The organism is Pseudomonas taeanensis MS-3, from assembly GCF_000498575.2.
In the GTDB taxonomy this organism is placed as follows: domain Bacteria; phylum Pseudomonadota; class Gammaproteobacteria; order Pseudomonadales; family Pseudomonadaceae; genus Aquipseudomonas; species Aquipseudomonas taeanensis.
Genome location: NZ_AWSQ01000001.1, coordinates 1,827,140 through 1,851,393 on the forward strand (window position 1 = coordinate 1,827,140; position 24,254 = coordinate 1,851,393).

Here is a 24,254-nt window from a genome sequence, read left to right on the forward strand (position 1 = left end):
GGCCGCGACCTGCAAGGGCATGCGATCGCTGCGGGCAAAGGGTCACGTGGCTAATGACACATGCCCCCTTTGCTGGATGACCTAAGCGCTACGGCCCGGCGGCACGACTTCGGCACCTTGTTCTTCCGGTTCGTAGTCAACCAACTCTGCTGGGAACCCAGGTGCAAGTACCTGCAGGTCACAGGCTTGTTCCAGCCGCTTGACGATGTTGGAGGACCACTCGCGTGCGCCAAAGCGCTGCTGGCCGTCTTTGAATATGTCCAGAATCAGAGGGGAAATCTCCAGTGGTACGCCCAACTGGTTGGCCAGCGAGTCGAACAGGCCGACGTCTTTGATCACCAGGTCCATGGTGAAATTGACATCGCGGCTGCCGTTGAGGATCAGCTGGGATTCGGTCTCATGGACAAAGGAGTTACCGGAAGAAATACGGATAGCTTCATAGGTGGTGCCCAGGTCCAGCCCGGCTTTTTTGCAGACCACCAAGGCTTCAGCCAAGGCGCACAGATGCGTGGTGGCCAGGTAGTTGGTCATCACCTTGAGTACCGATGCAGAACCGATATCACCGGTGTGCAGCACGCGCCGACCGAGGGTCGACAGCACTGGTAGTACGCGCTCGAAGGCGGCCCGTGAACCGCCGGCAAAAATTGAAATATTGCCGGTGGCGGCACGGTGGCAACCGCCGGAAACCGGGCAATCCATGGCCAGCGCGCCGGTCGCTTCCACCAGGGCGCCAAGGCGACGTACCTCGGCGTCATCGGTGGTACTCATCTCCAACCAGATTTTTCCGGTTGTCAGGCCATGAACCAGGCCGTCTGCGGCTTCCATCACCTTGGCGCAGGCGGCCGGAGATGGCAGGCAGGTGATAATCAGATCAACCTTTTCTGCCAGCTCTTTGGGGGAGTCGGCCCAGTGCGCGCCTTTATCCAGGAAGGACTGCGCCAACTCATGATCCAAGTCTCGCACCGTGAGGTCATAGCCATTACGCAGCAGACTTCCCGCGAGTTTGCCACCGACATTACCGAGGCCAATAAATCCTACTTTCATATAACCCTCATATTTATTTCTGCTGTGAAGTTGTGGACAAAGGTTGCTCGAGACTCAGCTGTCTGGCGAAGACCACGTTGCTCGGCAACGGCCGCTTTTGCTCGTCAGTCAGCGTGAGGATGTCGACGGCTCGGAAGCCAAACTATTACCTGTCACAGGAAGGGACAATTGAGATGTTTTTTGCGCACTGGTAAAAAAAATCTACCATTCGCGATCTGGCGCCGGATATATTTTGGGCATCGTAGAGGGCGCGAGTAGTCGCGTTGGCTTGCAGGCTTGAGGTGTGATGATGGCGAGCGGTATCGATTTGCGGAAACTGCCCCCTCTGAAGTCGCTGAAGGGGTTCGAGGCGACAGCGCGGCTGGGCAGTGTAAGGGGTGCGGCCGAAGAGCTGAATCTGACTCACCCTGCGATTACGCACCAGATGCAGGTTCTGGAGGCTGACCTCGGGGTGAAACTGTTTGCTCGTAAAGGCCGCAGTCTGATTCTGACCCCTGAAGGTGAGCGCTATTACCCTTACGTGCTGGGCGCGCTTGAGCAGCTGCTTGAAGGCGGCGCGGCGATCCGGCGCATGGCGTCATCACCTGCACTACGCGTGCAGACCTACATCAGCTTTGCGATCTGTTGGCTGGCCCATCGACTGACGCACTTTCGAACACTGCATCCGGAAATCGAGCTGCGCCTGGCTACCTCTGGTGCTGGCTGGGATTTCGACGAAGACAGCGCGGACATTGGGGTGATCTATCGCAGTGAACCGATCCCCGCGCATCTGCATTGGGTGAAGCTGTTCGATTCCAGATTCTTCCCGGTTTGCAGTCCCAGGCTACTAGCCGATAAACCAAGTGGGTTATGCCCTGAAGACCTCGCGCACTATCCGTTGATTGCGGTTAATTCCGAGGATAGGTACTGGAACTGGAGTCAATGGTTTGAATCTGCCGGGCTGAAGATGGCCAGCAGAGCGGTGCCGATTGTGGTCGATACCCTGGCCATGTCGTTGGAGATGGCCATCAATGGCGAAGGGGTCGCGCTGGTGAATGGCCCACTCGCCGATAACGATCTGCGTTCGGGGCGTTTAGTTAAGCCGGTCGATCATTTTGCAGAAGGGCAGGGGCAGTGGGGCGTTATTTGTAGAAAGGAAATCCAGCATGATATTCGGGTCGTGAATCTGACCAACTGGTTGCTAGAAGTCAGCCAAACATAGGCAATCACTGAGCTTGCCCGGCTGGCGTTAACGTCGTCCAGAAACGCTCAGCGCGGGCTGCGACTTGTGCGGCGACGTGCCGGGCTACTCGTTCGCAGCAGCTTGCGCGGCCTTCAGTGCCTCATAGGCCGGCGCCGCATAGATGCCCACTTCAATACACAGCGCCATGACGCGCGACAGGTCGCTGCTGTACACCAGCACGGCTTGCAGCTCGTCATCCAGCGGCTCGCTGAAACTCAGCAGCACATAGCCCTGGGTCTCCGGGCTCATGCTGCTGAGCTGCACTTGAATGCGGTTCAGCGCCTTCAGTGGTTCAACTTTCTGCAGCTGTTTGGGCTTGATATTGAAAGGCACGTCCGGGCCGAAGGAGTCGACTATCTGCTGGAACAGTTCGGCGTAGTTGTCGGCCTGGAACAGTACGGTTTCTGGCAGACTGCCGACGATCACCCATTCGCCGAGCGGGATGGGGAAGCTGTCGTCGTAATTGATATCCGGGTTGGCCGTGAGGAACGCCTGCGGCTCGGCATAGGCTTGGGCCGCTTCTTCGGCGATGCGGGCTATTTCGTCCGGCCCCATGCAGCCCGAGCTTATCTTGCTGATCAGTTCTTCGAGCTGAGCGTTCATTGGCGGGGTCCTGTTGGTGAGTTGAATAAGTAATGGGCGCAAGGATAAGGTAACTGGCACCTGTCCAGACACCGCAAAGTAAGCCGGGTGTAATCCGGGGGGCGTCACATCCGGGCTACTACTCGGCGTTCAGCGCAGTTGCGCCTCGTCCAGGGTGCGCCGACAGGGAATCAGTCCGGCATCCCAGTGCCGAGTGGCCCAGCTCAGCAGCTCAGGCGCGCGGGCCTCCTCAAGCTCACTGGGCACCCGTTGGCCCAGTGCGTGCAGGCCACGGATCAGCAACGCAGTGGCCTGGTCCGCCGGTAGTGGCGGCGAGCGGTAGGATTTGCCCAGCTTATGTCCGTCCGGCTGGAGAATCAGTGGCACGTGCAGATAGCGTGGTTGCGGCAGGCCGAGGAGCTCCTGCAGGTACAGCTGGCGCGGGGTCGAGTCGAGCAGGTCGGCGCCGCGCACCACGTCGGTGATGCCTTGCCAGGCATCGTCGAGCACCACCGCCAGTTGATAGGCGAACAGCCCATCGCGACGGCGAATCACGAAATCGCCCACCTCCTGGTTCAGGTGCTGGCGGTACTCGCCCTGCACACGGTCGTTGAAGTGATAGGCCGCGTTCGGCACGCGCAGGCGAATGGCCGCATCGTGCGTGGCATGTCCGGCTTCGCGGCAGAAACCGGGGTAGATGCCGTGATAGCCCTCCAGCTGCTTGCGTGAGCAGGTACAGGCATAGGCCAGGCCCTGATCGAGCAGACGTTCGATCAGGGCGGCGTATTCGGCATGTCGCTGGCTTTGCCGCACCAGTTCGCCGTCCCACTCGAAACCGTAGGTTTCCAGGGTCTTGAGAATTGCATCTTGTGCACCGGGGACTTCGCGCGGCGGATCAAGGTCTTCTATGCGCAGCAGCCAGCGTCCGCCCACGGCGCGGGCGTCGAGGTAGGAGGCGAGGGCTGCGACCAGGGAGCCGAAGTGCAGGTAACCACTGGGTGTGGGGGCGAAGCGACCAATGTAACTGGGGGCGTTCATCTGGGCGAGGGAGCCAGTTGCCGGGGAGAAGGTTCGGGGCATCGGCGATAGTGAAGCAGAAACAACACGGGGCGCCTAAGCGCCCCGTAATCGGATCAGGATCCGACCTGCTTTTCCCTGATTTCCGCCAGGGTCTTGCAGTCGATGCACAGGGTCGCGGTGGGGCGCGCTTCCAGACGGCGGATGCCGATCTCGACGCCGCAGGAATCACACCAGCCGTAGTCGTTGTCTTCGATCAACTGCAGGGTTTCGTCGATCTTCTTGATCAGCTTGCGCTCGCGATCACGGGCACGCAGCTCCAGGCTGAATTCTTCTTCCTGGCTGGCACGGTCGGCCGGGTCGGGGAAGTTGGCCGCTTCGTCCTGCATGTGGTGCACAGTACGATCGACTTCCTGCATCAATTCCAGCTTCCAGGTATTGAGGATGCTGGTGAAGTGGGCGCGCATCGGCTCACTCATGTACTCCTCGCCCTTGCCTTCTTTGTAGGGTTCGAAGCCACGAATCAGTTGGCTGCTTTTTGCTTTTGCTTTGGTGGGCATGGATGACCGCCTCTCACATTCTCTAATCCACTGCGCAGGATGATGTCCATTGCCGGTTATAAAGCGGCCCTGCGGCTGCAAGCGGGCGAACTTACCAGAACAACTCAAGCCGCGCCACTCCCTGTTGTCGAGGTTGCTGACGTTTCGCCGAGACGTTGGTTAGAATCCGCGCCTCAACCTCTATAAAGGCAAGACCATGGCCCAGCCTTACAGTGCCCGCAGCCGCGCCATCGAACCCTTTCACGTCATGGCCTTGCTCGCCCGCGCCAACCAGTTGCAGGCCGAAGGCTGTGACGTGATTCACCTGGAAATCGGTGAGCCGGACTTCACCACCGCTGCACCTATCGTCGCTGCCGGCCAGGCTGCCCTGGCTGCCGGGCATACCCGCTATACGGCAGCGCAGGGTATTCCGGCCCTGCGTGAAGCGATTGCCGGCTTCTACGCGCAACGTTATCGATTGAGCATAGACCCTCAACGGATTTTGATTACTCCCGGTGGTTCCGGCGCCTTGTTATTGGCCACCAGCTTGTTGGTCGATCCGGGCAAGCATTGGCTACTGGCCGATCCGGGTTACCCCTGCAATCGCCACTTCCTGCGCTTGATCGAAGGCGCCGCGCAGCTGGTGCCGGTGGGCCCGGAGGTGCGTTATCAGCTGACCCCCGAACTGGTAGAGCGGCATTGGGACCGCGATAGCGTCGGCGCTCTGGTCGCGTCGCCAGCAAACCCGACCGGCACCTTGCTGCAGCGCGATGAGTTGGCCGGCCTGTCGCGAGCCTTGAAAGATCGTGGGGGGCATCTGGTGGTCGATGAGATCTATCACGGCCTGACCTACGGGGTCGACGCGGCCAGCGTGCTGGAAGTGGATGATGAGGCTTTTGTGCTCAACAGCTTTTCCAAGTATTTCGGCATGACCGGCTGGCGTCTCGGTTGGCTGGTGGCCCCGCCCGCGGCGGTGCCGGAACTGCAGAAACTGGCGCAGAACCTCTACATCAGTGCGCCGAGCATGGCGCAGCACGCCGCGCTGGCCTGTTTCGAGCCGCAGACCCTGGAGATTCTCGAGCAGCGCCGTGAGGCGTTTGCGCAGCGCCGCGACTTCTTGCTGCCGGCGCTACGTGAGCTGGGTTTCAATATTGCGGTAGAGCCAGAAGGCGCCTTCTATTTATATGCGGACATCAGTGCGTTTGGTGGCGATGCTTTCGCATTTTGTAAGCACTTTCTGGAAACCGAGCATGTGGCCTTTACGCCGGGCCTGGACTTCGGTCGGCATCAGGCCGGACAACATGTGCGATTTGCCTACACACAGAGTCAGATGCGACTGCAGCAGGCCGTCGAACGCATCGCCCGTGGCCTGAAAACCTGGCGGCCCCATGCATTTTGATCCGCCACTGGAGCCGGGGCGCCTGCTGCGCCGTTACAAGCGTTTCCTCGCCGATATCGAAACCTCCAGTGGCGAGTTGCTGACCATCCATTGCGCCAACACCGGCTCGATGCTCAATTGCATGAGCGAAGGCGCGCGGATCTGGTTCAGCCGCTCCAGCGATCCCAAGCGCAAACTGCCGGGCACCTGGGAGATTGGCGAAACTCCGCACGGTCGACTGGCCTGCATCAACACGGGGCGGGCCAACGGGTTGGTCGAGGAGGCGCTGCGCGCCGGGGTGATCGCCGAGTTGAGCGGATTCAGTGGGCTTAAGCGCGAAGTGCCCTATGGACAGGAACGCAGTCGGGTGGATTTTCGCCTGGACTATCCGAGCGGCCCTGCCTTCGTCGAAGTGAAAAGCGTGACCTTGGGCTTCGCCGACTCAACTGTCGCGGCCTTTCCCGATGCGCGTACCGAGCGCGGCAGCAAGCACTTGCGTGAGCTGGCCGCCTTGGCCCGCGAGGGTGTGCGTGCAGTGCAGTTGTACTGCGTAAACCTCTCCGGCATCGACGCAGTGCGCCCGGCCGAAGAGATTGACTCCGCGTATACCGCAGCCCTACGCGAGGCGGTTAAGGCCGGCGTCGAGGTGTTGGCCTATGGCGTGGACATCAGCCCCGAAGGTCTTCGCCTGGCGCGCAAGCTCGAGGTGGCGCTATAGCCGGATGTAATCTGAGGGCACTGTTTTTTGCATAAACCGCTGCCGGATTGCATCCGGGCTACAGGAGCCAAATTCCTTCGCTGTTTTCCTCGCAACTCAGCGCCTCGAGTGACTGCCCGGCGCAGGGGCCAGCCACGCACTCGCCTGAATCGATCAGGAACAGTGCGCCATGGGTAGCGCACTGGATCAGGCTGGCGCTGGCGTCGAGAAACTGGTCGGGCTGCCACTCCAGGGGAATGCCGCGGTGCGGGCAGCGGTTCAGGTAAGCGTATACCTGGCCGTCCTTGCGCACGGCAAACAGCTTGTTGTCAGCAATCACAAAGCCTCGGCTCTGACCTTCAGTCAGCTCATCCGGAGCGCATAAACGAATCATCGGCATCTCCACGCAGGCGCGCATTATCCTCTACTGTTAGCGACTGCCAAGAGGCATGAGCTGTCGGGGACTGAGTCGTTTGACTGGCAGCCTGTCGCACAGCCTCTTATCCTGCCAGCCAACCTCTGACTGCCGAAGCCAAGTCCACGCCATGAATCCTGTTGTTCAGCCGCGCTCACTGTTTATTGCTCTGGGCTTACTGCTTGCGTTCGCGCTGTGGTTGTCCCTGGCGTTGGGGCCGGTCAACCTGCCACTGGCCGATACCCTGCAAGCGGCGTTGCGCCTGCTAGGGTTGCCCGTGGGCGGCACAGAACTGCAGCAGGCCGAGTTGATTCTCGGGCAAATTCGTCTGCCGCGCAGTTTGCTCGGGCTGACGGTGGGCGCGGTGCTGGCGTTATGCGGGGTGGCCATGCAGGGCTTGTTCCGCAACCCGTTAGCCGACCCTGGCTTGGTCGGCGTGTCCAGCGGCGCGGCCCTGGGCGCGGCCCTGGCCATCGTCGGCGGCGCGGCGCTGGGTGGCCTGCCAAACGCCTTGGCGCCTTATCTGTTGTCGTTTTGTGCCTTTATCGGCGGGCTTGGGGTGACTGCTTTGGTCTATCGTCTGGGGCGGCGCGATGGCCAGACCAGCGTAGCCACCATGCTCTTGGCCGGGATCGCCCTGACCGCCCTGGCTGGCGCGGCGATTGGTCTGTTTACCTACCTGGCCGATGACGCGACGCTGCGCACCCTGACCTTCTGGAACCTTGGCAGCCTCAATGGCGCCAGTTACGCACGGCTCTGGCCTTTGTTGCTGGTTACCGTGGCGGTTGCGCTGTGGTTGCCGCGTCGGGCCAAGGCGCTGAATGCGTTGCTGTTAGGCGAATCTGAAGCGCGCCACCTGGGATTTGCGGTCGAGGGGATCAAGCGTGAGCTGGTGCTGTGCACCGCCCTCGGGGTTGGTGCTGCGGTGGCGGCAGCGGGGTTGATCGGTTTTATTGGCCTGGTGGTGCCGCATTTGATGCGTTTGTTGATTGGTCCGGATCACCGACTGTTGTTGCCAGCGTCGGCGCTGGCGGGGGCGAGCCTGCTGCTGCTGGCAGATCTGCTCGCGCGTCTGTTACTGGCGCCGGCTGAGTTGCCATTGGGTATTGTCACCGCGTTGATCGGGGCACCGTTCTTCCTCTACCTACTCGTGCGAGGACGCGCCTGATGCTGCGCGCGGAGAATCTGGCGGTGCAGCGTGGTCCCCGCACGGTGCTGGCGGGCATCGACCTGCAGCTGCAGCCAGGTCAGGTGCTGGGCGTGCTCGGTCCGAATGGCGCGGGCAAGAGCACCTTGCTCGGCGCGCTCTGTGGTGAGCTGCACCCGGCCCAAGGCCAGGTCTACCTGGATCAGCGCCGGCTCAGCGATTGGCCGGGCGGCGAGCGTGCGCAGCGGCTGGCGGTTTTGCCGCAGAGTTCGACGCTGAGTTTTGCCTTTCCTGCTGAGGCTGTTGTGGCCATGGGCCGATTGCCCCACGCCAGTGGCCGCGTGCGCGATGCGCAGATCATTCGCGAGGCGCTGTTGGCCGCGGACGCCGCGCATCTGACCGGGCGCAGTTACCTGGCCTTGTCCGGCGGCGAGCGGCAACGCGTGCACCTGGCGCGGGTGCTGGCACAACTCTGGCCAGGCGGGGCGGGACAGGTCCTGCTGTTGGACGAGCCGACCTCGATGCTCGACCCTTTGCATCAGCACACCACCCTGCAAGCCGTGCGGACTTTCGCCGAGCAGGGCGCGTCAGTGTTGGTGATTCTGCATGACCTGAACCTGGCGGCGCGTTACTGCGATCGTCTGTTGTTGCTCGATCGCGGTCGGCCATATGCCCTGGGCAGTCCCGAGGAGGTGCTGTGCGCCGAGCCGCTGCACGCCGTATTCGGCCTGCAGGTGCTGGTGCAGCGCCATCCAGAACGCGGTCATCCGCTAATTGTCGCCCGCTGAGGAGAACCCATGCGTGTCCTTGTCATCGCATTGTTGGCGCTCCTGGCGGGCTGTCAGAGCGCTTTGCCACCCTTGCCGGCCTGGCAGAGTCCACTGGGCCTGACGCATGCTGACCTGGGGCAGATTGAAGATCTGCGTACAGGCGAGCGACTAACGCCACGGCAACTGGTTGAGCGTCTGGCCAAGGCACCACGGGTGCTGGTCGGCGAACAGCACGACAACCCGGATCACCATGCCCTGCAACTCTGGCTGCTGCGCGCGCTGGCAGAGCAGCGGCAGCAGGGCAGTCTGTTGCTGGAAATGCTGACGCCGGACCAGCAACCCAGGGTGGATGCCGTGCGCGAGCAGTTTGCGTCCGGTGATACGGTTGCCGACCTGCCAGGCGCGCTGTATTGGCTTCCCGGCTGGGACTGGGCGTTGTATGAAGCGCTTGTGCGGCATGCCCTGGGCCAGCCTTATCCGTTGTTGGCGGCCAATCTGCAGCCTGCTGAGGTGCTGCAGGTTTATCGCCAGCCAGCGATCTTGAGCGGCACGGCTTCGACGGCGGATAGGGTGCGTCAGCTGCTGCTGGAGCAGATTCGCGTCTCTCACTGCGGCCTGCTGCCGGACAGCCAGCTGCCGGCCATGCTCGCCGTGCAGCAGCAACGCGACCGACGCATGGCCGAGGTGCTGCTGGCAGCGCCTGCCCCAAGCCTGCTAGTAGCCGGAGCCTTTCATGTGCGCCGTGACCTGGGCGTACCCTTGCACCTGGTCGATCTGAACCCGCTGGCGGACAGCCTGGTGTTGCTCCTCGCCGAGGTCGGCAAGCCGGTTAGTGCTGACGCGGCCGATTTCGTCTGGTACAGCGCCGCGCTGCCGGAACAGGATCATTGCGCCGAACTGCGGCCTTGAGTTGTTGCCGGCGGGCGATCTAAGCAACTTACTGTCGCTGTCATAGGCGGTTCCGCTTGCTGTTTGTGCTGGGCTGCTGACTCGAATGCAGCTATCAATCAGCCTGAGTTCTCGATGAGAGCTTGTTAGAGCGCGGAATTGGCCAGATGGTCGGCGATGCAAGTGGGCCACGAGGAGTCGGCTGGGCGTACTTTTCTGCAGGTAAAAAAAGACCCGGCAAGAGCCGGGTCAATAACCGTGATTAGCCTGATGAGGAGATAACCAGAAGAGGCCTGTAAGTCTCTTGAGGTTAACAGCTGATCTCGCGATCAGTCGCGATAATAATAACAATTATCATTTACAAGTCAACGGTCTTTTCAAAATACTTTCGACCACTCTGTCGCAAGCCTCGAGTGCTCCGAGCCTGGCCTAGGGTCAGGCTCGAGGTAGGGTTTATGCCTTACAGGGCCGCCGCAGGCAGGCGCAGCTGGGTGACTTCCTTGTTCAGTAAGTCGATGCGCCGGGCCATGTTTTCAATCAGGCTGTGGGCAATCCGTGGATTGCTCTGCATCAGGCTGAGGAATTGCTCCTTGGGGATCACCATTACCGTACAGGGCTCACAGGCCACTACGGTGGCGCTGCGCTTCTCGCGGGTGAAAACAGCCATGGCGCCGAAAATTTCGTCTTTCTGTACATCGCCGACCTTGTGTCCGTCGACATAGGCTTCGGCACGACCTTCGATGATGATGAAAACGTGATCGGCAGCGGTGCCTTGAAGGATCAGCTCTTCACCGGCGGCGAAGTGTTGGAAGCCGGTAGCGGGTCGGATGTCCGGTTGCTTAAGGCGCGCCAGGGCATCGGAGAGTAGAGCGGTATGGCCGATCAGGTACTGGATAAACAATTCTTGGCGCTGTTCGCTGGCGTAGATGTGTTTGAACACTTCGCTGCGTGAGTAGGGGGTCAGGCTCAGTGGCTCTTCGCTGCTGAACCGGCAGCTGGGCAGGTCGATGCCCTGGCGTAAACCTACCAGGTCGCCTTCCTGTAGATAGAACAGCGGACGCTCGCTGACCAGTGCATGCAACAAGCCATCTTCAATAATGAACAACTGGTTGTCCGGCAGCACTTTGCTCAGATCTTCGACCCCCTCCAGTCGTAGGGGTGACCCACTAGGTGACAGGCCTTCCAACAGCTGCGTGGGGATGCTTTGCAGTCGGTTGATCAGTTGGTCGGCGTAAGCTGGTTGCTCACCGAGTAAGTACATACGCGTAATTCCTTGAACTGGCTAGGCTGACTGAAGCGCACGAAAGGCCCTAAAACAATAGGCGGCGCCAGGCCCTAGGTAAATCCTTGTCGGTAGAGGTTGTGAGCTAGCTCTTATTGTGTGGCGAACAAGCTTCGAGTTGACCGTTCAACTCGGCTTTGTGAGCGGGTGGCAACTGATTCCAGTGCACATCCAGAAGTGCTCCCTCGATGGCGTAGAGCAGGACTTTGGACGCGCGAAAACCACGCGCGCGTACCGCCCGGTAGGCACTGACCGCGCCGAGCCTGCGCAGGTCGTTGGCGCTGTGTATGCCAACGGCATGCAGCCACTGCGCCGAAGTCTTGCCAAGGTTCTTCAAGTGTTGCAGTTCGTCGTTCATCGAGCCTCCTTGCATTGCCGGAAAAGCGGCTGGAGAAATACTCAGTGGGGGATACCTGCCAGAAAGTGTAGCGGCCAGCGGACAACTCGTAGCTGATTGATATCACCCCAGGCCTCACGCAGGTCCGGCTCAAGCTCGGTAACCGGGTCTCGGTCATGTTGACGTTCCCAGCATTGCACCGCCGACCAGGTGCGCAGATAGCCAAGCAGGTGATTGAAGCTCCATCGCGCTTCGATGGCCAGATCGGGCAGTTTGATGCGTGGGAATGGTGCGTAGATATCGCTATAACCGGCATCTACGCTACTGCGTCCGGTGGGCCAGTAGCCGCCCAGGGTGCCCCAGTAAAACACGTCGATCAGCGCATCCAGGGGCTCGTCGATACGCAAAAGGCTGTAACACCAGGCGCAGAACAGTCCGCCAGGCTTGAGCAGGCGCGCCACCTCGGCGAAGAACACTGGTGTGGCGAACCAGTGCAGGGCTTGCGCGACCACGATCAGATCGAGGCTGGCACTGGCTAATGGCTGTGCTTCGGCGTTGGCAGTAAAACAGGCAATGCCACTGAGATCTTCGGCGGCGCGTAGCTGCTCCAGGCTCGCATCGCAGGCCAGGACCTGAGTGAAGTACTGGCGGAGTGGGCGGCTGGCCTGGCCGTTACCGCAGGCGATGTCCAGGGCTCGTTGGCGTTCGGGGCTGTGATTGGCCAGCCACTGGAACAGTGCGTCTGGATACTCGGGGCGAAAATTGGCGTAGGCAGTCGAGCGGGCGCCAAACAGTTGGGAGGCTTCGCTCATGTCTATCGGGTGCGATAGCGCAGGCGGGTACCAAAGTTGACTGACATGAGGATCTCGTCAGCACTGAGCTCGGCGGGGAAGTAGGCGCCTGAAATTTGTGCATGCGCCAAGCTGGCGCCTTCCAGTTTTGCCTGACGCAGATCGAGGCCGCGCAGGTCGCTGCCGCGAAAATAGGCGTCGCTGAAATTGATGCCTTCGGCGTCTAGGGCGCGGAAGTCCAGGCCGCGAAAATCGCCGCCGCTGAGGTTGACCTCTTCGCCTGGCGGTTTGCGATTGTTGAAGCCGCTGATGTCTTCGTTATACAGCAGGCGGTAGAGCGGGCAATCGAGTTGGCGCGGCTGGCTCATGGTGGGTTATCCATTGCAGGGTTTCCCGCCAGTATAGAAGCCACGGCGAGCTCTGCTCGCCGTGGCTGACGCGAGTATTGCGGTATTTACAGGCCGGGCAAGCGCTGACGTATGCGTGCCACCAAACTGTCCAGGCTGGCGCTTTGGTGGGTTTCGACGCGCTTGCTGTGGGCTTGTTCGTCGTCGTTGAGCGCTTCGCGGCTGGCGTGCTGCGCCTGGATGACCTCGAGTGTGGCGTCGGACGGGTCCTGGCCCACGGCTTGACGTTGAGCCAGCCAGCTGGCGATTACCTCGTCCGGGGCGTTGCAGTCGAGAATCAGGAACGGCGCGCCGGTTTCTTCGGCAATTTGCCAGGCGGCCTGACGCTGAGCTTGCTTCAGGTAAGTGGCGTCGATCACTACCGGGAAGCCAGCGTGCAGTGCGGCATCGGCCATTTGATGCAGGCGTTGGTAGGTCGCCGCGCTGGCGTCCTGACTGTAGATGCCGGTGCTCAGCTGGCCTTGCGCGCTGCTCTGCTGCTCGCCAAACAGACGCTTGCGTTCGACATCCGAACGGAGGCGGATGGCCCCGAGTGCTTCGACCAGGCGCATGGCCACCTGGCTTTTGCCGACTGCGGAAACGCCATGGGTAATGGCCAGGAAGCGCGAAGGGATGGCGCTGTAGCTCTCCGCTAGAGTGGCGTAGCTGCGGTATTGACGCAGAATCACTGCGCGCTGTACCGCGTCCTGTTCCTGGCCGAGACGGAACAGGCTGACTTTACCGCGCACCATGGCGCGGTAGGCTTTATAGAAGTTCAGTAGCTCCAGCGCGGCGTAGTCGCCGGTGTGCTCCAGCCAGGCGCTGACGAAGCGTCGGGCCAGGGGTTTCAGGCCGCGATCCTCCAAATCCATGGCAAGGAAGGCCGCGTCCGAGACGATGTCGATCAGGCGGAAGGGTTCGTTGAATTCGATGCAGTCGAACAGCGTGACCTGACCGTCAAGCAGGGTGACGTTTCCCAGGTGGATATCACCATGACATTCGCGAATGAAACCCTCGGCCTTGCGTTGTGCCAGCAGCGGTTTGAGTCGTTCGAAGCTACTTTCGGCCCAGTCCTGCAATGCATCGAGTTGTTGCAGGTCGGCCTGATCCGAGAGTAGCGGGCGGACCTGCTCGAAGTTCTGCCGGACCGGCGCCATGATCGCCTCAGGCGTGCCGAGTTCATGGCTCTGCGCCACCTGTGGGGCGTTGAGATGAAAACGGGCGATGCTCTGGGCCAGGGCGTCGATGTGCGCCTCGCTCAGTTCACCGCGCACCTGCACCTCACCCAATAACTGGTCCTGGGGGAACTGGCGCATTTTCAGCACGTATTCTATGGCCGGGCCATCGCCATTCAGTTGCGGTGCCTCGAGGTTACCGTTGATCGGTAAAACCTCCAGGTACAGGTCGTGGGTCAGGCGTTGATTGAGGCGCAGTTCTTCCTTGCAGAAGTGTTCGCGGGCCGCCAGTTCGGTGAAGTCGAGGAAGCCGAAATTCACCGGCTTCTTGATCTTGTAAGCGTAGGGGCCGGTCAGCAGGACCCAGGAAATGTGCGTCTCGATGACCTGGAAGGCGTCCACCGGGTGAGGGTAGAGGGCCGGGTTTTGCAGGGCGGCAATCAGGGCTTGGCTCACGGGTGATCCTTGGCTATGCGAACAAATTTAAGAGGCGGGCATTATGGCGGCTGCGAGCCGCTCTGCAAACCGCTTGGCTGCGCCTGCTTGTGCCCAGCAAAGTGCGTATAATGCCGCGCCATGACTCGTACCCGATCCCCCCGTTCTCGTTCAAAGCGCCGCTCGCGTGGCATGCGTCCCTGGCTGGGCTGGGCTTTCAAGCTCAGTCTGGTCGGTTTGGTCGTACTCGCCGGCTTTGCGGTTTATCTCGATGCCGTGGTGCAGGAGAAGTTCTCCGGCAAGCGCTGGACCGTGCCCGCCAAGGTCTATGCCAGACCGCTGGAGCTGTTCGTCGGGCAGAAGCTGGCCAAGACCGATTTTCTCAAGGAGTTGGACGCCCTCGGCTATCGCCGAGAAAGTGCGGGCAGTGGCCCGGGCGGCGTCTCGGTAGCCGGCAATAACCTCGAATTGCATACCCGCGGTTTTCAGTTCTATGAAAGCAGCGAGCCCTCTCAGCGCGTACGTGTGCGTTTTTCCGGAGACTATGTCGCCGGCTTGAGCCAAGCCAACGGTGGCAACCTGGCGGTGGCTCGCCTGGAGCCGCTGTTGATCGGTGGTTTGTACCCGGCGCATCAGGAAGATCGGGTGCTGATCAAGTTGGAGCAGGTGCCGCCTTATTTGGTCGAAACCTTGGTGGCAGTTGAGGATCGCGAGTTTTTCAATCATTTCGGCGTATCGCCCAAATCGATTGCGCGTGCAGTGTGGGTCAACGCTACTGCCGGGCAGTTGCGTCAAGGCGGCAGTACGCTGACTCAGCAGTTGGTGAAGAACTTTTACCTGACCAACGAACGTAGTCTCACGCGCAAGGCCGTCGAAGCCATGATGGCCGTGCTGCTGGAATTGCATTACGACAAGAAGGACATCCTCGAGGCCTACCTCAATGAAGTCTTTCTCGGCCAGGATGGCCGGCGTGCGGTGCATGGCTTTGGTCTGGCCAGTCAGTATTTCTTCAGTCAACCGCTCTCCGAGTTGAAGCTCGAACAAGTGGCATTGCTGGTCGGCATGGTCAAGGGGCCCACGTACTACAACCCGCGCCGCAATCCGGAGCGTGCTCTGGAACGGCGCAATCTGGTGCTTGATGTCCTGGCCGAGCAGGGTGTGGTGACGCCCGAAGAGGCCAACACGGCAAAGCAGAAGCCACTCGGTGTGAGCAGTCGTGGCAGCATGGCCGACAGTTCCTTTCCGGCTTTCATCGACCTGGTAAAGCGGCAACTACGTGAAGATTACCGCGAGGCCGACTTGACCGAAGAAGGGTTGCGCATCTTCACCAGCTTCGATCCGATTATCCAGCTCAAGGCCGAAAGCGCCCTGGCGGACTCGCTGAAGCGTTTGTCTGGGCGTAAGGGCGTGGATCAGGTGGAAGCCGGGATGGTCGTGAGCAACCCGGAAACCGGTGAGGTTCAGGCGTTGATCGGCAGTCGTCAGCCGCGCTTCGCCGGCTTTAACCGGGCTTTGGATGCAGTTCGGCCGATTGGCTCTCTGATCAAGCCAGCGATCTACCTGACCGCACTGGAGCGCCCGAGCCAGTACACCTTGACCAGCTTGCTCGAGGATCAACCCTTCTCCATCAAGGGGCAGGACGGTCAGGTCTGGCGTCCGCAGAATTATGACCGCAAGGCCCATGGCACGATTTACCTGTATCAGGGCCTGGTAAACTCCTACAACCTGTCCACGGCAAAGCTGGGGCTGGAACTGGGCGTGCCAAATGTACTCAAAACCCTTGAGCGCTTGGGCGTCGAGCGCAAGTGGCCGGCGTATCCATCTATGCTGCTGGGTGCCGGTGCACTGACTCCGCTGGAAGTGGCGGATATGTATCAGACCCTGGCCAATGGCGGCTTCAATACCCCACTGCGAGGGATTCGCAGTGTCTTGACGGCCGAGGGCGAACCGCTTAAGCGCTACCCCTACCAGATTCAGCAGCGTTTCGATGCCGGCGCGATTTATCTGCTGCAGAACGCCATGCAGCGCACCATGCACGAAGGAACCGGGCGCTCGGTGTATAGCCAATTGCCCCGCTCTCTGGCGTTAGCGGGTAAGACCGGGACCAGTAACGACTCCCGGGACAGTTGGTTCGCCGGCTTCAGTCAGGATCTGTTGGCGGTGGTCTGGCTCGGTCGCGACGATAATGGCCCGACGCCGCTGACCGGTGCCAGTGGCGCCTTGCAGGTGTGGACCGAGTTCATGCGTAAAGCTGACCCGCTGCCGCTGGACATGCCGCTGCCGGATAACGTGGTGCAAGCCTGGGTGGATGCCAATAGCGGGCGAGGCTCCGACCCGAGCTGCCCGAATGCCGTGCAGATGCCGTATATTCGCGGCAGCGAACCAGTTCCTGGCATCGCCTGTGGTATTCAGGCGCCGGTCGACTCGGTTATGGACTGGGTCCGTGGCTGGTTGGATTAATTGAAGAGGGTGTGACGTGACTAAGTGGTTGATTCCTGCTTTAACTGCCTCGGTATTGCTGGGTGGTTGCGCCAGCGTGCCGCGCGGCTCGATCCCGGTGGTCGAGTCTGGCTCGTCGGCCTCTGAGCAGCAACAAGGCAGCGTTGGCGGCTATGGTGCGACGCCTAGTCCACGGCAAAGCCAGCCACAAGACTCGGGAGTGGTGGTGATGGTGCCGGGTGCGGGTGGCAGCTCTGCGCCGATTCAGACCTTTCCTGCGCCCAGCGCGCCGATCATCGGCAGCCAGGGCAGCGAGCCGCTGAGCACTGACTCGGGCGGCTTTGGCGCTTACGGCGCATCAGCGCCGGTCATGCCGAACGGGATTCCGAGTTCGGGTGGCCTGTCCGCCGATGAGCAGTTGGATGGCCCTGTCTTGGCATTGTTGACTACTGCCCAGCAACAGCAAGGTAGCGGTGATCTGAATGGCGCGGCGTCCAGTCTGGAGCGTGCCCAGCGCATCGCGCCACGTGAGCCGCAAGTGCTGTTTCGTCTGGCGGAGGTTCGTTTGGCTCAGGGCGATGCAGCCCAGGCCGAGCAGTTTGCGCGCCGTGGTTTGAGTTATGCCAGTGGTCGTCCGGCGCTGCAGGCCAGTCTCTGGAACCTGATTGCCCAGGCTCGTGAGCGCCAGGGCGATCCTGCCGGTGCGGCGCAGGCGCGTGAGCGTGCGCGGGTCAATCTCTGATGGACGCACGTGTGCCAGCGGTGGCTGAGCAGTTGTTGCTGATCGAGCGTGAGCTGCGAGCGCAGGGCTGGTGGAGTGATCAGCCGCCGAGCGAGGAATCCCTGGCCAGCCAGCAACCCTTTTGCGTCGATAGCATGGCATTCGAGCAGTGGTTGCAATGGATCTTTCTGCCACGCATGAAACGCCTGCTTGAAGCCGGTGCTGAGCTGCCAGCGGTATCAGGTATCCAGCCCATGGCCGAGCAGGTGTATGCCCAGCGCCTTGAACAAGCAGCAGTACTTATACGTCTGCTGGGTGGGTTCGATCAATTGATCACTGGCGCGACCTGAGGTCGCGCTCCGCCGGCCTACTTGCAGTTGCTGGTGATCGACTTCTTGGCCTCAGCAATGCGCTGCTGACGTTCTTCTTCGGTTAGGCGTCGCACCTCACCGGCCTCTTCGACTCGCACTCGTGGGTTGTTCTCCAGCTGCGCAAGGTTAGTGCGCACGCTTTCGCAATGCTTCTTGCGCTCGACTTCCTTTGCGGCGATTTCGCGTTTGACCTTCTCGTCAATCGCGGCCTGTTCGGGGTCGGCAATGCTCTGGAAAGTCGGTGCAGCTTTCTGCTCGACAGGCATTGGCGGTGGGGTTGCGGTATTGATAGTCGTGCTTTGCTGGCCTTGCGGTGGCTGCGCACCGAAGTGGGTGACCCCTTGTGCATCGACCCACTTGTAGACTTGGCTGGCCATGGCGGTTGCGCTCAGGGCGAGCAGCAAGCTGCTGGTGAGAATCATTCGGCGCATGCTGTTTCCTTAAATGAGCTGCGAAACCTGTTGGTTACTATAACGAAAAAGCTTGAGTCTTCATCCTGCGCTGCGTCACAGCAGAAGATTGCAGATTCCGTTACGGATCACTTGACTTGCTTCGCGCGAATCCGAACAATTCAACGTTCGCTGTAGTGGAGTCCGCCGCAAGCAGGCTTTAGCTCAGCAGACATGAGGCGCACACCCGCGCCGACCTGTTACACCCGCAACGCGTTACCTCGCGCTGGGTGGGAAAACCCCGCAATATTTGGGGTGTTCCCAATACTTGCTCAGTAGTAGCTGACGTAGTCGGCGACCACCGTCGCTCATGCTCTGCTTGGCAGTAAACCTATCTTAGACCGTCCTATTGTGGGCGGTTTTCTGGCGTTTTAGAGGTGAACAACGTGGAGCTTTTATCCGGCGCTGAAATGGTCGTCCGCTTTTTGCGTGACGAAGGCGTTAAGAACATTTATGGCTACCCTGGCGGTGCCTTGCTGCATATCTATGATGCCTTGTTCAAAGAGCCGGAAGTGCAGCATATCCTGGTCCGTCATGAACAAGCGGCAACGCATATGGCCGATGGATATGCCCGCGCCACCGGTAAAGCCGGTGTGGTGCTGGTGACCTCCGGCCCGGGCGCGACCAATGCCATTACCGGTATTGCCACGGCCTACATGGATTCCATCCCGATGGTGGTGCTGTCCGGCCAGGTGCCCAGCAACATGGTCGGTACCGATGCCTTCCAGGAAACCGACATGATCGGTATCTCCCGGCCGATCGTGAAGCACAGCTTCATGATCAAGCATGCTTCGGAAATTCCAGACGTTTTGAAGAAGGCCTTCTATCTGGCGCAGTCTGGTCGTCCCGGTCCGGTTGTCGTGGATATTCCGAAGGACATGACCAACCCGGCCGAGAAGTTCGAGTACGTTTACCCGAAGAAAGCCAAGTTGCGCTCCTACAGTCCGGCGTTGCGCGGGCATTCCGGACAGATCCGCAAGGCTGCGGAATTGCTCCTGAGCGCCAAGCGCCCGATGCTCTACTCCGGCGGTGGGGTGATCATGGGCGGCGCTGCGGCGCCGCTGACCGAACTGGCGAAAATGCTCAACCTGCCAGTGACCAACACCCTGATGGGTTTGGGTGGCTATCCGGGCACTGACCGCCAGTTCCTCGGCATGCTGGGTATGCATGGCAGCTACACCGCCAACCTGGCTATGCATCATGCCGATGTGATTCTCGCCGTGGGCGCGCGCTTCGATGATCGGGTAATCAATGGCCCGAGTAAGTTCTGCCCGAACGCCAAGATCATCCACATCGACATCGATCCCGCTTCGATTTCCAAGACCATCAAGGCCGATATTCCGATTGTTGGTCCGGTGGACAGCGTGCTGACCGAGATGGTCGCGATCCTCAAGGAAATCGGCGAAGCCCCGGGCAAAGAGGCGTTGTCCAGCTGGTGGAAGCAGATCGAAGAGTGGCGTGGCAGCCGTGGCATGTTCCCGTACGACAAGGGTGACGGCAGCATCATCAAGCCGCAGACCGTGATCGAAACGCTGAGTGAAGTGACCCACGGCGATGCCTTCGTCACCTCCGATGTAGGTCAGCATCAGATGTTCGCGGCGCAGTACTACCGGTTCAATAAACCCAATCGCTGGATCAACTCCGGCGGTCTGGGCACCATGGGGTTCGGCTTCCCGGCAGCGATGGGGGTCAAGCTGAACTTCCCTGATGACGACGTAGCCTGTGTCACCGGTGAAGGCAGTATCCAGATGAACATTCAGGAACTGTCCACCTGTCTGCAGTACGACTTGCCGGTGAAAATCATCAACCTCAACAATGGCGTCCTCGGTATGGTGCGCCAGTGGCAGGACATGATGTACAGCAGCCGTCATTCGCACTCCTACATGGAGTCGTTGCCCGATTTCGTCAAACTGACCGAGGCCTATGGTCACGTGGGCATGCGCATTACCGATCTGAAGGATCTGAAGCCAATGATGGAAGAGGCGTTCGCACTGAAGGATCGTCTGGTATTCCTCGATATCCAGGTCGATAACAGCGAGCACGTCTATCCGATGCTGATCAAAGACGGGTCGATGCGTGATATGTGGTTGAGCAAGACGGAGCGGACTTAAGCATGCGACATATTATTTCCCTGCTGCTGGAAAACGAACCAGGCGCTTTGTCCCGTGTGGTCGGTCTGTTCTCGCAACGTAACTACAACATCGAAAGCCTCACTGTGGCACCGACCGAGGACCCGACCTTGTCGCGTCTGACGTTGACCACCGTGGGCCACGATGAGGTGATTGAGCAAATCACCAAGAACCTCAACAAGCTGGTGGAAGTCGTCAAGCTGGTGAATCTGTCGGAAAGCGCGCATATCGAGCGCGAACTGATGCTGGTCAAGGTCAAGGCCACCGGCGCTCAGCGCGCAGAAGTCAAGCGCACTACCGATATCTTCCGTGGACAGATCGTCGATGTAACCAGCAGCGTGTACACCATTCAGTTGGGCGGCACGAGCGACAAGCTGGACAGCTTTATTCAGGCTGTTGGTACCGCGTCGATTCTGGAAACCGTGCGCAGTGGCGTTACCGGCATTGCGCGTGGCGATAAGGTGCTGAGCATCTGATGCAGTTGTATTTGAAAGCCCCGCATTAGCGGGGTTTTTTTTGGCCGGTTGTCAGCGTTGGCGATTCCAGAAGGCATTGATTAGCGGTTCTTTGAGACGCTTCTCTAGCGCAAATAGGCCAATGTCGTAGGCGGTTAGCGGTGGTTGGATGTCGTAGGTGCGGATGCGGGCGGTCAGCGGGCTGTTGTCGAGTACGATTTGCGGGACTACACCAATGCCAAAACCCAGGCTGACCATGCTGACGATGGCTTCGTTACCACTGACTTGCGCGTAAATGCGCGGTTTGATGTTGTGGTTTTTTAGCCAGCGATCTGTGCGTGTTCGAGCGAGACCTTCTTCCGAGAGAATCATCGGCACATCTCGCCAATTGACTGCGCCGGGGTGCTTCACCTGCTCATCACTTAATAGCTGGGATGACAGTGGGCCGATAAAGCACAGTTCGGAGCGCGCGATCGGTTGGAACTCGACGCCAGTCGGTAGGCTGTCGGGGCGGGCGCCGATGGCAATGTCTTCCAGGCCTTCTTGTATGCGTTCCACCGCTTTAGCGGCGTCACCTGTGTGCAGCTTCATCTCAATGCGCGGGTAGTCCTGGCGAAAGTTGCTCAGGATGTCGTAGAGAAAGCTGTAGCTGGCCGTTACCGAGCAATACAGCGAAAGCTCCCCATGCAGAACCAATTGATCCTGTTTGAAGGCCTGGCGCATGGCTTGCCAGCCGCTTATTACGTCTTTTGCATACTCGCGAAACTGGATTCCCTCACGGGTCAAACGAACCGAGCGGTTGTCTCGAAGAAACAGCGGTGCTCCGAGTTCGTCCTCAAGTTGTTTGATGCTACGGCTGAGCGCGGAGGGGCTAACGTGCAGCTCGCGGCTGGTTTTGCCGAAGTGCAGGTTGTCGGCCAAAGAAAGAAAAAGTCTAAGGGAGTGGTTATCCATGATCATTTCAAATATCGGCATGTTGTGTTGCAAATATATCATTTTACGCAACGGTGCTGATCACTTAAGGTGTCTCCGTCGCGGTGCTTGCACCCACCTATTTCGATTAGAAGAGCCAAGAACATGAAAGTTTATTACGACAAAGACTGTGACCTCTCGATCATCCAGGGTAAGAAAGTTGCCATCATTGGTTACGGCTCCCAGGGTCACGCCCAAGCGTGCAACTTGAAAGACTCCGGCGTTGACGTGACTGTGGGTCTGCGTAAAGGCTCGGCCACCGTTGCCAAGGCTGAAGCCCATGGCCTGAAAGTAACTGACGTGGCCTCGGCTGTTGCCGCTGCTGATCTCGTTATGATCTTGACCCCGGATGAGTTCCAGTCGTCCCTGTACAAGAACGAAGTCGAGCCGAACATCAAGAAAGGCGCTACCCTGGCTTTCTCCCACGGCTTCGCAATTCACTACAACCAAGTAGTGCCGCGCGCTGACCTTGACGTGATCATGATCGCGCCGAAGGCTCCGGGTCACACCGTGCGTACCGAGTTCGTCAAAGGCGGCGGTATCCCTGACCTGATCGCTATCTACCAAGATGCTTCCGGCAACGCCAAAAACGTTGCCCTGTCCTACGCGTCGGGCGTTGGTGGTGGTCGTACCGGTATCATCGAAACCACGTTCAAAGACGAAACTGAAACCGATCTGTTCGGCGAGCAAGCCGTACTGTGCGGCGGTACCGTTGAATTGGTTAAAGCGGGCTTTGAAACGCTGGTTGAAGCCGGCTATGCGCCTGAAATGGCTTACTTCGAGTGCCTGCACGAACTGAAGCTGATCGTTGACCTCATGTACGAAGGCGGTATCGCCAACATGAACTACTCGATCTCCAACAACGCCGAATACGGCGAGTACGTGACCGGCCCAGAAGTCATCAACGCCGAATCCCGTCAGGCGATGCGCAACGCTCTTAAGCGCATTCAGGACGGTGAGTACGCCAAGATGTTCATCAGCGAGGGCGCAACCAACTATCCTTCGATGACCGCCAAGCGTCGTAACAATGCGGCCCACGGTATCGAAGTCATCGGAGAGCAACTGCGCTCCATGATGCCTTGGATCGGTGCTAACAAAATTGTCGACAAGGCCAAGAACTAAGGTCTATTGATTGAAGAAAAACGCGGCCTTGGCCGCGTTTTTTCATTCTAGTGCGAGGCTTCTGGTATAAAGCCTGATCATTAAGTCAGGGCTGTCGGCGAATCATTGTCGGTAACGCCTGTCGATATTTTCCATCTCCGTTGCAAGGTGTTGTTCATGAACGAACGTCCAGAAGAGCCAAAACCGGCCCCCGACGCCGAAAGCATGCTGCCAATCGATGAGCATGAGGAAGAGGGACATGATGCGGAGGGGCGTAAGGTTCGTCATCGCGGCATCTATCTGCTGCCGAATTTGTTCACTACCGCCAACCTGTTCGCCGGCTTCTACGCGATCATCAATGCCATGAACGGCAATTTCTACGTGGCTGCTGCTGCGGTATTCGTGGCCATGGTGCTGGATAGCCTGGATGGGCGAGTGGCGCGACTTACCAATACGCAGAGCGCTTTTGGTGCCGAATACGATTCGTTGTCCGATATGGTCGCCTTCGGTGTAGCTCCAGCATTGCTTGCTTTCGAATGGGCGCTGGGCAGCATGGGCAAGGTCGGCTGGATGGTGGCGTTTATCTACGTCGCGGGAGCTGCCTTGCGCCTGGCGCGGTTCAATACCCAGGTTGGCACAGCGGACAAGCGTTTCTTCATCGGTTTGGCCAGCCCGGCGGCGGCCGGTGTAGTGGCAGGTACCGTCTGGGCCTTTAGCGACTTCGGCATTAAAGGCTCGAATATGGCCTTTGCAGTGGCGATGTTGGTGGCTGCCGCCGGCATGCTGATGGTCAGCAATATCAAGTACCACAGCTTCAAGGATCTTGATCTGAAAGGGCGCGTACCATTTGTCGCCATCCTGGCGGTGGTGTTGGTCTTTGCTGTTGTATTCAGTGATCCGCCACGGATTCTACTGATCATCTTCCTTGCGTATGCAGCTTCAGGCCCCGTGCAATATTTGTTGCAACTGCGTCGGCGCAAGCCGGCCAAGTAATCTAATTTCAGTTTTGCTCCGTGGTTTATTGGTGCACCGTCACCTATGGCCACGGAGCTGCCTTCCCTTCCCCGTAGTCGCTCGCCGTTCCGGCGCCCCTCTGGCTCTATCTGTCTGTTTCGTCGCCGGCTCTGTGCGGTCGCTGGTCGTCCGTGTTTGTGGCGGTAGGGCTCAAAGTCTCTTGGACGATAGCAGCACATTATTTCGCTACTGGTTCTGAATAAGTGGATAGCCGCATTCGCGCATCTCGACGCGAAGTTTTACTTCAGCGGTATGGTATGTGGTGCTTTGCGGACTTGGCTGTTGATTGATAGTGCGTATGGAGCTGCTCTCAGATGAGGTTGTCTGTCTGCTGATGCTGGGGGTGATTGGTATTGGTTGCTTGGAGCAGTGCATATAGCGGTACTCGTGCTGTTGTGTCCTCCTTATATGGGTGGCCGCTTGGTGGAGTGTTTGGCAGGCTTACTGGTGGCACTGAAATAAACCCCCAAATTAAGGGTTGACGTGGATTTCGTGGGG

25 protein-coding genes are annotated in these 24,254 nt (G+C 59.5%); 13 read left to right on the plus strand and 12 right to left on the minus strand.

What is annotated here, in order from left to right:
- Window positions 1-81: 81 nt before the first annotated feature.
- Window positions 82-1,044, minus strand: a complete 963-nt coding sequence (locus TMS3_RS08010) for an NAD(P)-dependent oxidoreductase (RefSeq protein ID WP_025164742.1) — start codon at window positions 1,042-1,044, stop codon at window positions 82-84.
- A 289-nt stretch (window positions 1,045-1,333) separates the two neighbouring features.
- Here TMS3_RS08010 and TMS3_RS08015 point away from each other — a divergent pair, with 289 nt between their 5' ends.
- Window positions 1,334-2,245, plus strand: coding sequence for a LysR substrate-binding domain-containing protein (locus tag TMS3_RS08015; protein ID WP_029866204.1), 912 nt, complete (start codon window positions 1,334-1,336; stop codon window positions 2,243-2,245).
- An 84-nt stretch (window positions 2,246-2,329) separates the two neighbouring features.
- On the opposite strand, the gene TMS3_RS08020 is transcribed toward TMS3_RS08015, so the two are convergent.
- The 3 genes from TMS3_RS08020 to dksA form a co-directional block, all read right to left on the minus strand.
- On the minus strand, window positions 2,330-2,869 hold the full coding sequence (locus TMS3_RS08020) for a hypothetical protein (RefSeq protein WP_025164744.1): 540 nt from the start codon (window positions 2,867-2,869) through the stop codon (window positions 2,330-2,332).
- Window positions 2,870-2,998: 129 nt separating this feature from the next.
- The gene (gene gluQRS, locus TMS3_RS08025; protein ID WP_025164745.1) at window positions 2,999-3,886 is read right to left on the minus strand and encodes a tRNA glutamyl-Q(34) synthetase GluQRS; all 888 of its coding nucleotides are present in this window, start codon (window positions 3,884-3,886) and stop codon (window positions 2,999-3,001) included.
- A 95-nt stretch (window positions 3,887-3,981) separates the two neighbouring features.
- A complete protein-coding gene (dksA, locus tag TMS3_RS08030) occupies window positions 3,982-4,425 on the minus strand; it encodes an RNA polymerase-binding protein DksA (protein WP_025164746.1) in 444 nt (147 codons plus the stop codon).
- Between the two features lie 196 nt (window positions 4,426-4,621).
- Between dksA and TMS3_RS08035 the strand changes: the two genes are divergently transcribed.
- Window positions 4,622-5,803: a pyridoxal phosphate-dependent aminotransferase gene (locus TMS3_RS08035; protein WP_025164747.1), complete on the plus strand. Its 1,182-nt coding sequence runs from the start codon at window positions 4,622-4,624 to the stop codon at window positions 5,801-5,803.
- The gene (gene sfsA, locus TMS3_RS08040; protein ID WP_025164748.1) at window positions 5,793-6,500 is read left to right on the plus strand and encodes a DNA/RNA nuclease SfsA; all 708 of its coding nucleotides are present in this window, start codon (window positions 5,793-5,795) and stop codon (window positions 6,498-6,500) included. The genes TMS3_RS08035 and sfsA overlap by 11 nt, the downstream gene beginning before the upstream one ends.
- 58 nt (window positions 6,501-6,558) lie before the next feature.
- On the opposite strand, the gene TMS3_RS08045 is transcribed toward sfsA, so the two are convergent.
- Window positions 6,559-6,873 carry a Rieske (2Fe-2S) protein gene (locus TMS3_RS08045; RefSeq protein WP_025164749.1) on the minus strand — a complete coding sequence of 105 codons (315 nt, stop codon included), beginning with the start codon at window positions 6,871-6,873 and terminating at the stop codon, window positions 6,559-6,561.
- 151 nt (window positions 6,874-7,024) lie between these two features.
- On the opposite strand from TMS3_RS08045, the gene TMS3_RS08050 reads away from it, so the two are divergent.
- The 3 genes from TMS3_RS08050 to TMS3_RS08060 are packed head-to-tail and all read left to right on the plus strand — an operon-like array spanning window position 7,025 to window position 9,720.
- Complete coding sequence (locus TMS3_RS08050; protein ID WP_025164750.1) at window positions 7,025-8,062, plus strand: FecCD family ABC transporter permease; 1,038 nt, start codon at window positions 7,025-7,027, stop codon at window positions 8,060-8,062.
- Entirely contained in the window at window positions 8,062-8,829 is a 768-nt protein-coding gene (locus tag TMS3_RS08055) for a heme ABC transporter ATP-binding protein (protein ID WP_025164751.1), read from the plus strand. Before TMS3_RS08050 ends, TMS3_RS08055 begins: the two co-directional genes overlap by 1 nt.
- Window positions 8,830-8,838: 9 nt before the next feature.
- A complete protein-coding gene (locus TMS3_RS08060) occupies window positions 8,839-9,720 on the plus strand; it encodes a ChaN family lipoprotein (RefSeq protein WP_025164752.1) in 882 nt (293 codons plus the stop codon).
- A 439-nt stretch (window positions 9,721-10,159) separates the two neighbouring features.
- On the opposite strand, the gene TMS3_RS08065 is transcribed toward TMS3_RS08060, so the two are convergent.
- The 5 genes from TMS3_RS08065 to TMS3_RS08085 form a co-directional block, all read right to left on the minus strand.
- Window positions 10,160-10,960: a Crp/Fnr family transcriptional regulator gene (locus TMS3_RS08065; RefSeq protein WP_025164753.1), complete on the minus strand. Its 801-nt coding sequence runs from the start codon at window positions 10,958-10,960 to the stop codon at window positions 10,160-10,162.
- Between the two features lie 106 nt (window positions 10,961-11,066).
- Window positions 11,067-11,339 carry a TfoX/Sxy family protein gene (locus tag TMS3_RS08070; RefSeq protein ID WP_025164754.1) on the minus strand — a complete coding sequence of 91 codons (273 nt, stop codon included), beginning with the start codon at window positions 11,337-11,339 and terminating at the stop codon, window positions 11,067-11,069.
- Window positions 11,340-11,380: 41 nt separating this feature from the next.
- Window positions 11,381-12,130: a class I SAM-dependent methyltransferase gene (locus tag TMS3_RS08075; protein WP_025164755.1), complete on the minus strand. Its 750-nt coding sequence runs from the start codon at window positions 12,128-12,130 to the stop codon at window positions 11,381-11,383.
- A gap of 2 nt (window positions 12,131-12,132) precedes the next feature.
- Entirely contained in the window at window positions 12,133-12,477 is a 345-nt protein-coding gene (locus TMS3_RS08080; protein WP_025164756.1) for a pentapeptide repeat-containing protein, read from the minus strand.
- An 86-nt stretch (window positions 12,478-12,563) separates the two neighbouring features.
- Window positions 12,564-14,126 (minus strand): bifunctional aminoglycoside phosphotransferase/ATP-binding protein, encoded by a 1,563-nt coding sequence (locus tag TMS3_RS08085; protein WP_025164757.1) that lies wholly within the window; start codon window positions 14,124-14,126, stop codon window positions 12,564-12,566.
- Between the two features lie 120 nt (window positions 14,127-14,246).
- On the opposite strand from TMS3_RS08085, the gene mrcB reads away from it, so the two are divergent.
- The 3 genes from mrcB to TMS3_RS08100 are packed head-to-tail and all read left to right on the plus strand — an operon-like array spanning window position 14,247 to window position 17,615.
- On the plus strand, window positions 14,247-16,565 hold the full coding sequence (gene mrcB / locus TMS3_RS08090) for a penicillin-binding protein 1B (RefSeq protein WP_025164758.1): 2,319 nt from the start codon (window positions 14,247-14,249) through the stop codon (window positions 16,563-16,565).
- A 16-nt stretch (window positions 16,566-16,581) separates the two neighbouring features.
- A complete protein-coding gene (locus TMS3_RS08095; RefSeq protein WP_025164759.1) occupies window positions 16,582-17,286 on the plus strand; it encodes a tetratricopeptide repeat protein in 705 nt (234 codons plus the stop codon).
- A complete protein-coding gene (locus TMS3_RS08100; RefSeq protein WP_025164760.1) occupies window positions 17,286-17,615 on the plus strand; it encodes a YqcC family protein in 330 nt (109 codons plus the stop codon). The genes TMS3_RS08095 and TMS3_RS08100 overlap by 1 nt, the downstream gene beginning before the upstream one ends.
- Before the next feature lie 17 nt (window positions 17,616-17,632).
- Here the strand turns inward: TMS3_RS08100 and TMS3_RS08105 are convergent, their stop codons facing one another.
- Entirely contained in the window at window positions 17,633-18,067 is a 435-nt protein-coding gene (locus tag TMS3_RS08105; protein ID WP_025164761.1) for a DUF4124 domain-containing protein, read from the minus strand.
- 404 nt (window positions 18,068-18,471) lie between these two features.
- Between TMS3_RS08105 and TMS3_RS08110 the strand changes: the two genes are divergently transcribed.
- Together TMS3_RS08110 and ilvN are read left to right on the plus strand one after the other, a co-directional pair.
- On the plus strand, window positions 18,472-20,196 hold the full coding sequence (locus tag TMS3_RS08110; RefSeq protein ID WP_025164762.1) for an acetolactate synthase 3 large subunit: 1,725 nt from the start codon (window positions 18,472-18,474) through the stop codon (window positions 20,194-20,196).
- Between the two features lie 2 nt (window positions 20,197-20,198).
- Window positions 20,199-20,690: an acetolactate synthase small subunit gene (gene ilvN, locus TMS3_RS08115; RefSeq protein ID WP_025164763.1), complete on the plus strand. Its 492-nt coding sequence runs from the start codon at window positions 20,199-20,201 to the stop codon at window positions 20,688-20,690.
- A 51-nt stretch (window positions 20,691-20,741) separates the two neighbouring features.
- Here ilvN and ilvY read toward each other — a convergent pair whose 3' ends face one another.
- Entirely contained in the window at window positions 20,742-21,623 is an 882-nt protein-coding gene (gene ilvY, locus TMS3_RS08120) for an HTH-type transcriptional activator IlvY (RefSeq protein ID WP_025164764.1), read from the minus strand.
- Between the two features lie 123 nt (window positions 21,624-21,746).
- Here ilvY and ilvC point away from each other — a divergent pair, with 123 nt between their 5' ends.
- The gene (gene ilvC, locus TMS3_RS08125; RefSeq protein WP_025164765.1) at window positions 21,747-22,763 is read left to right on the plus strand and encodes a ketol-acid reductoisomerase; all 1,017 of its coding nucleotides are present in this window, start codon (window positions 21,747-21,749) and stop codon (window positions 22,761-22,763) included.
- 156 nt (window positions 22,764-22,919) lie between these two features.
- A complete protein-coding gene (gene pssA / locus TMS3_RS08130; RefSeq protein ID WP_025164766.1) occupies window positions 22,920-23,735 on the plus strand; it encodes a CDP-diacylglycerol--serine O-phosphatidyltransferase in 816 nt (271 codons plus the stop codon).
- The last annotated feature ends 519 nt before the right edge of the window (window positions 23,736-24,254 follow it).

What these genes read in the sequence shown, in the direction of transcription:
- TMS3_RS08010 (WP_025164742.1), bottom strand. Translation starts at nt 1,044, where the DNA reads ATGAAAGTAGGATTTATTGGCCTCGGTAATGTCGGTGGCAAACTCGCG.
- TMS3_RS08015 (WP_029866204.1), top strand. Translation starts at nt 1,334, where the DNA reads ATGGCGAGCGGTATCGATTTGCGGAAACTGCCCCCTCTGAAGTCGCTG.
- TMS3_RS08020 (WP_025164744.1), bottom strand. Translation starts at nt 2,869, where the DNA reads ATGAACGCTCAGCTCGAAGAACTGATCAGCAAGATAAGCTCGGGCTGC.
- gluQRS (WP_025164745.1), bottom strand. Translation starts at nt 3,886, where the DNA reads ATGAACGCCCCCAGTTACATTGGTCGCTTCGCCCCCACACCCAGTGGT.
- dksA (WP_025164746.1), bottom strand. Translation starts at nt 4,425, where the DNA reads ATGCCCACCAAAGCAAAAGCAAAAAGCAGCCAACTGATTCGTGGCTTC.
- TMS3_RS08035 (WP_025164747.1), top strand. Translation starts at nt 4,622, where the DNA reads ATGGCCCAGCCTTACAGTGCCCGCAGCCGCGCCATCGAACCCTTTCAC.
- sfsA (WP_025164748.1), top strand. Translation starts at nt 5,793, where the DNA reads ATGCATTTTGATCCGCCACTGGAGCCGGGGCGCCTGCTGCGCCGTTAC.
- TMS3_RS08045 (WP_025164749.1), bottom strand. Translation starts at nt 6,873, where the DNA reads ATGATTCGTTTATGCGCTCCGGATGAGCTGACTGAAGGTCAGAGCCGA.
- TMS3_RS08050 (WP_025164750.1), top strand. Translation starts at nt 7,025, where the DNA reads ATGAATCCTGTTGTTCAGCCGCGCTCACTGTTTATTGCTCTGGGCTTA.
- TMS3_RS08055 (WP_025164751.1), top strand. Translation starts at nt 8,062, where the DNA reads ATGCTGCGCGCGGAGAATCTGGCGGTGCAGCGTGGTCCCCGCACGGTG.
- TMS3_RS08060 (WP_025164752.1), top strand. Translation starts at nt 8,839, where the DNA reads ATGCGTGTCCTTGTCATCGCATTGTTGGCGCTCCTGGCGGGCTGTCAG.
- TMS3_RS08065 (WP_025164753.1), bottom strand. Translation starts at nt 10,960, where the DNA reads ATGTACTTACTCGGTGAGCAACCAGCTTACGCCGACCAACTGATCAAC.
- TMS3_RS08070 (WP_025164754.1), bottom strand. Translation starts at nt 11,339, where the DNA reads ATGAACGACGAACTGCAACACTTGAAGAACCTTGGCAAGACTTCGGCG.
- TMS3_RS08075 (WP_025164755.1), bottom strand. Translation starts at nt 12,130, where the DNA reads ATGAGCGAAGCCTCCCAACTGTTTGGCGCCCGCTCGACTGCCTACGCC.
- TMS3_RS08080 (WP_025164756.1), bottom strand. Translation starts at nt 12,477, where the DNA reads ATGAGCCAGCCGCGCCAACTCGATTGCCCGCTCTACCGCCTGCTGTAT.
- mrcB (WP_025164758.1), top strand. Translation starts at nt 14,247, where the DNA reads ATGACTCGTACCCGATCCCCCCGTTCTCGTTCAAAGCGCCGCTCGCGT.
- TMS3_RS08100 (WP_025164760.1), top strand. Translation starts at nt 17,286, where the DNA reads ATGGACGCACGTGTGCCAGCGGTGGCTGAGCAGTTGTTGCTGATCGAG.
- TMS3_RS08105 (WP_025164761.1), bottom strand. Translation starts at nt 18,067, where the DNA reads ATGCGCCGAATGATTCTCACCAGCAGCTTGCTGCTCGCCCTGAGCGCA.
- ilvN (WP_025164763.1), top strand. Translation starts at nt 20,199, where the DNA reads ATGCGACATATTATTTCCCTGCTGCTGGAAAACGAACCAGGCGCTTTG.
- ilvY (WP_025164764.1), bottom strand. Translation starts at nt 21,623, where the DNA reads ATGGATAACCACTCCCTTAGACTTTTTCTTTCTTTGGCCGACAACCTG.
- ilvC (WP_025164765.1), top strand. Translation starts at nt 21,747, where the DNA reads ATGAAAGTTTATTACGACAAAGACTGTGACCTCTCGATCATCCAGGGT.
- pssA (WP_025164766.1), top strand. Translation starts at nt 22,920, where the DNA reads ATGAACGAACGTCCAGAAGAGCCAAAACCGGCCCCCGACGCCGAAAGC.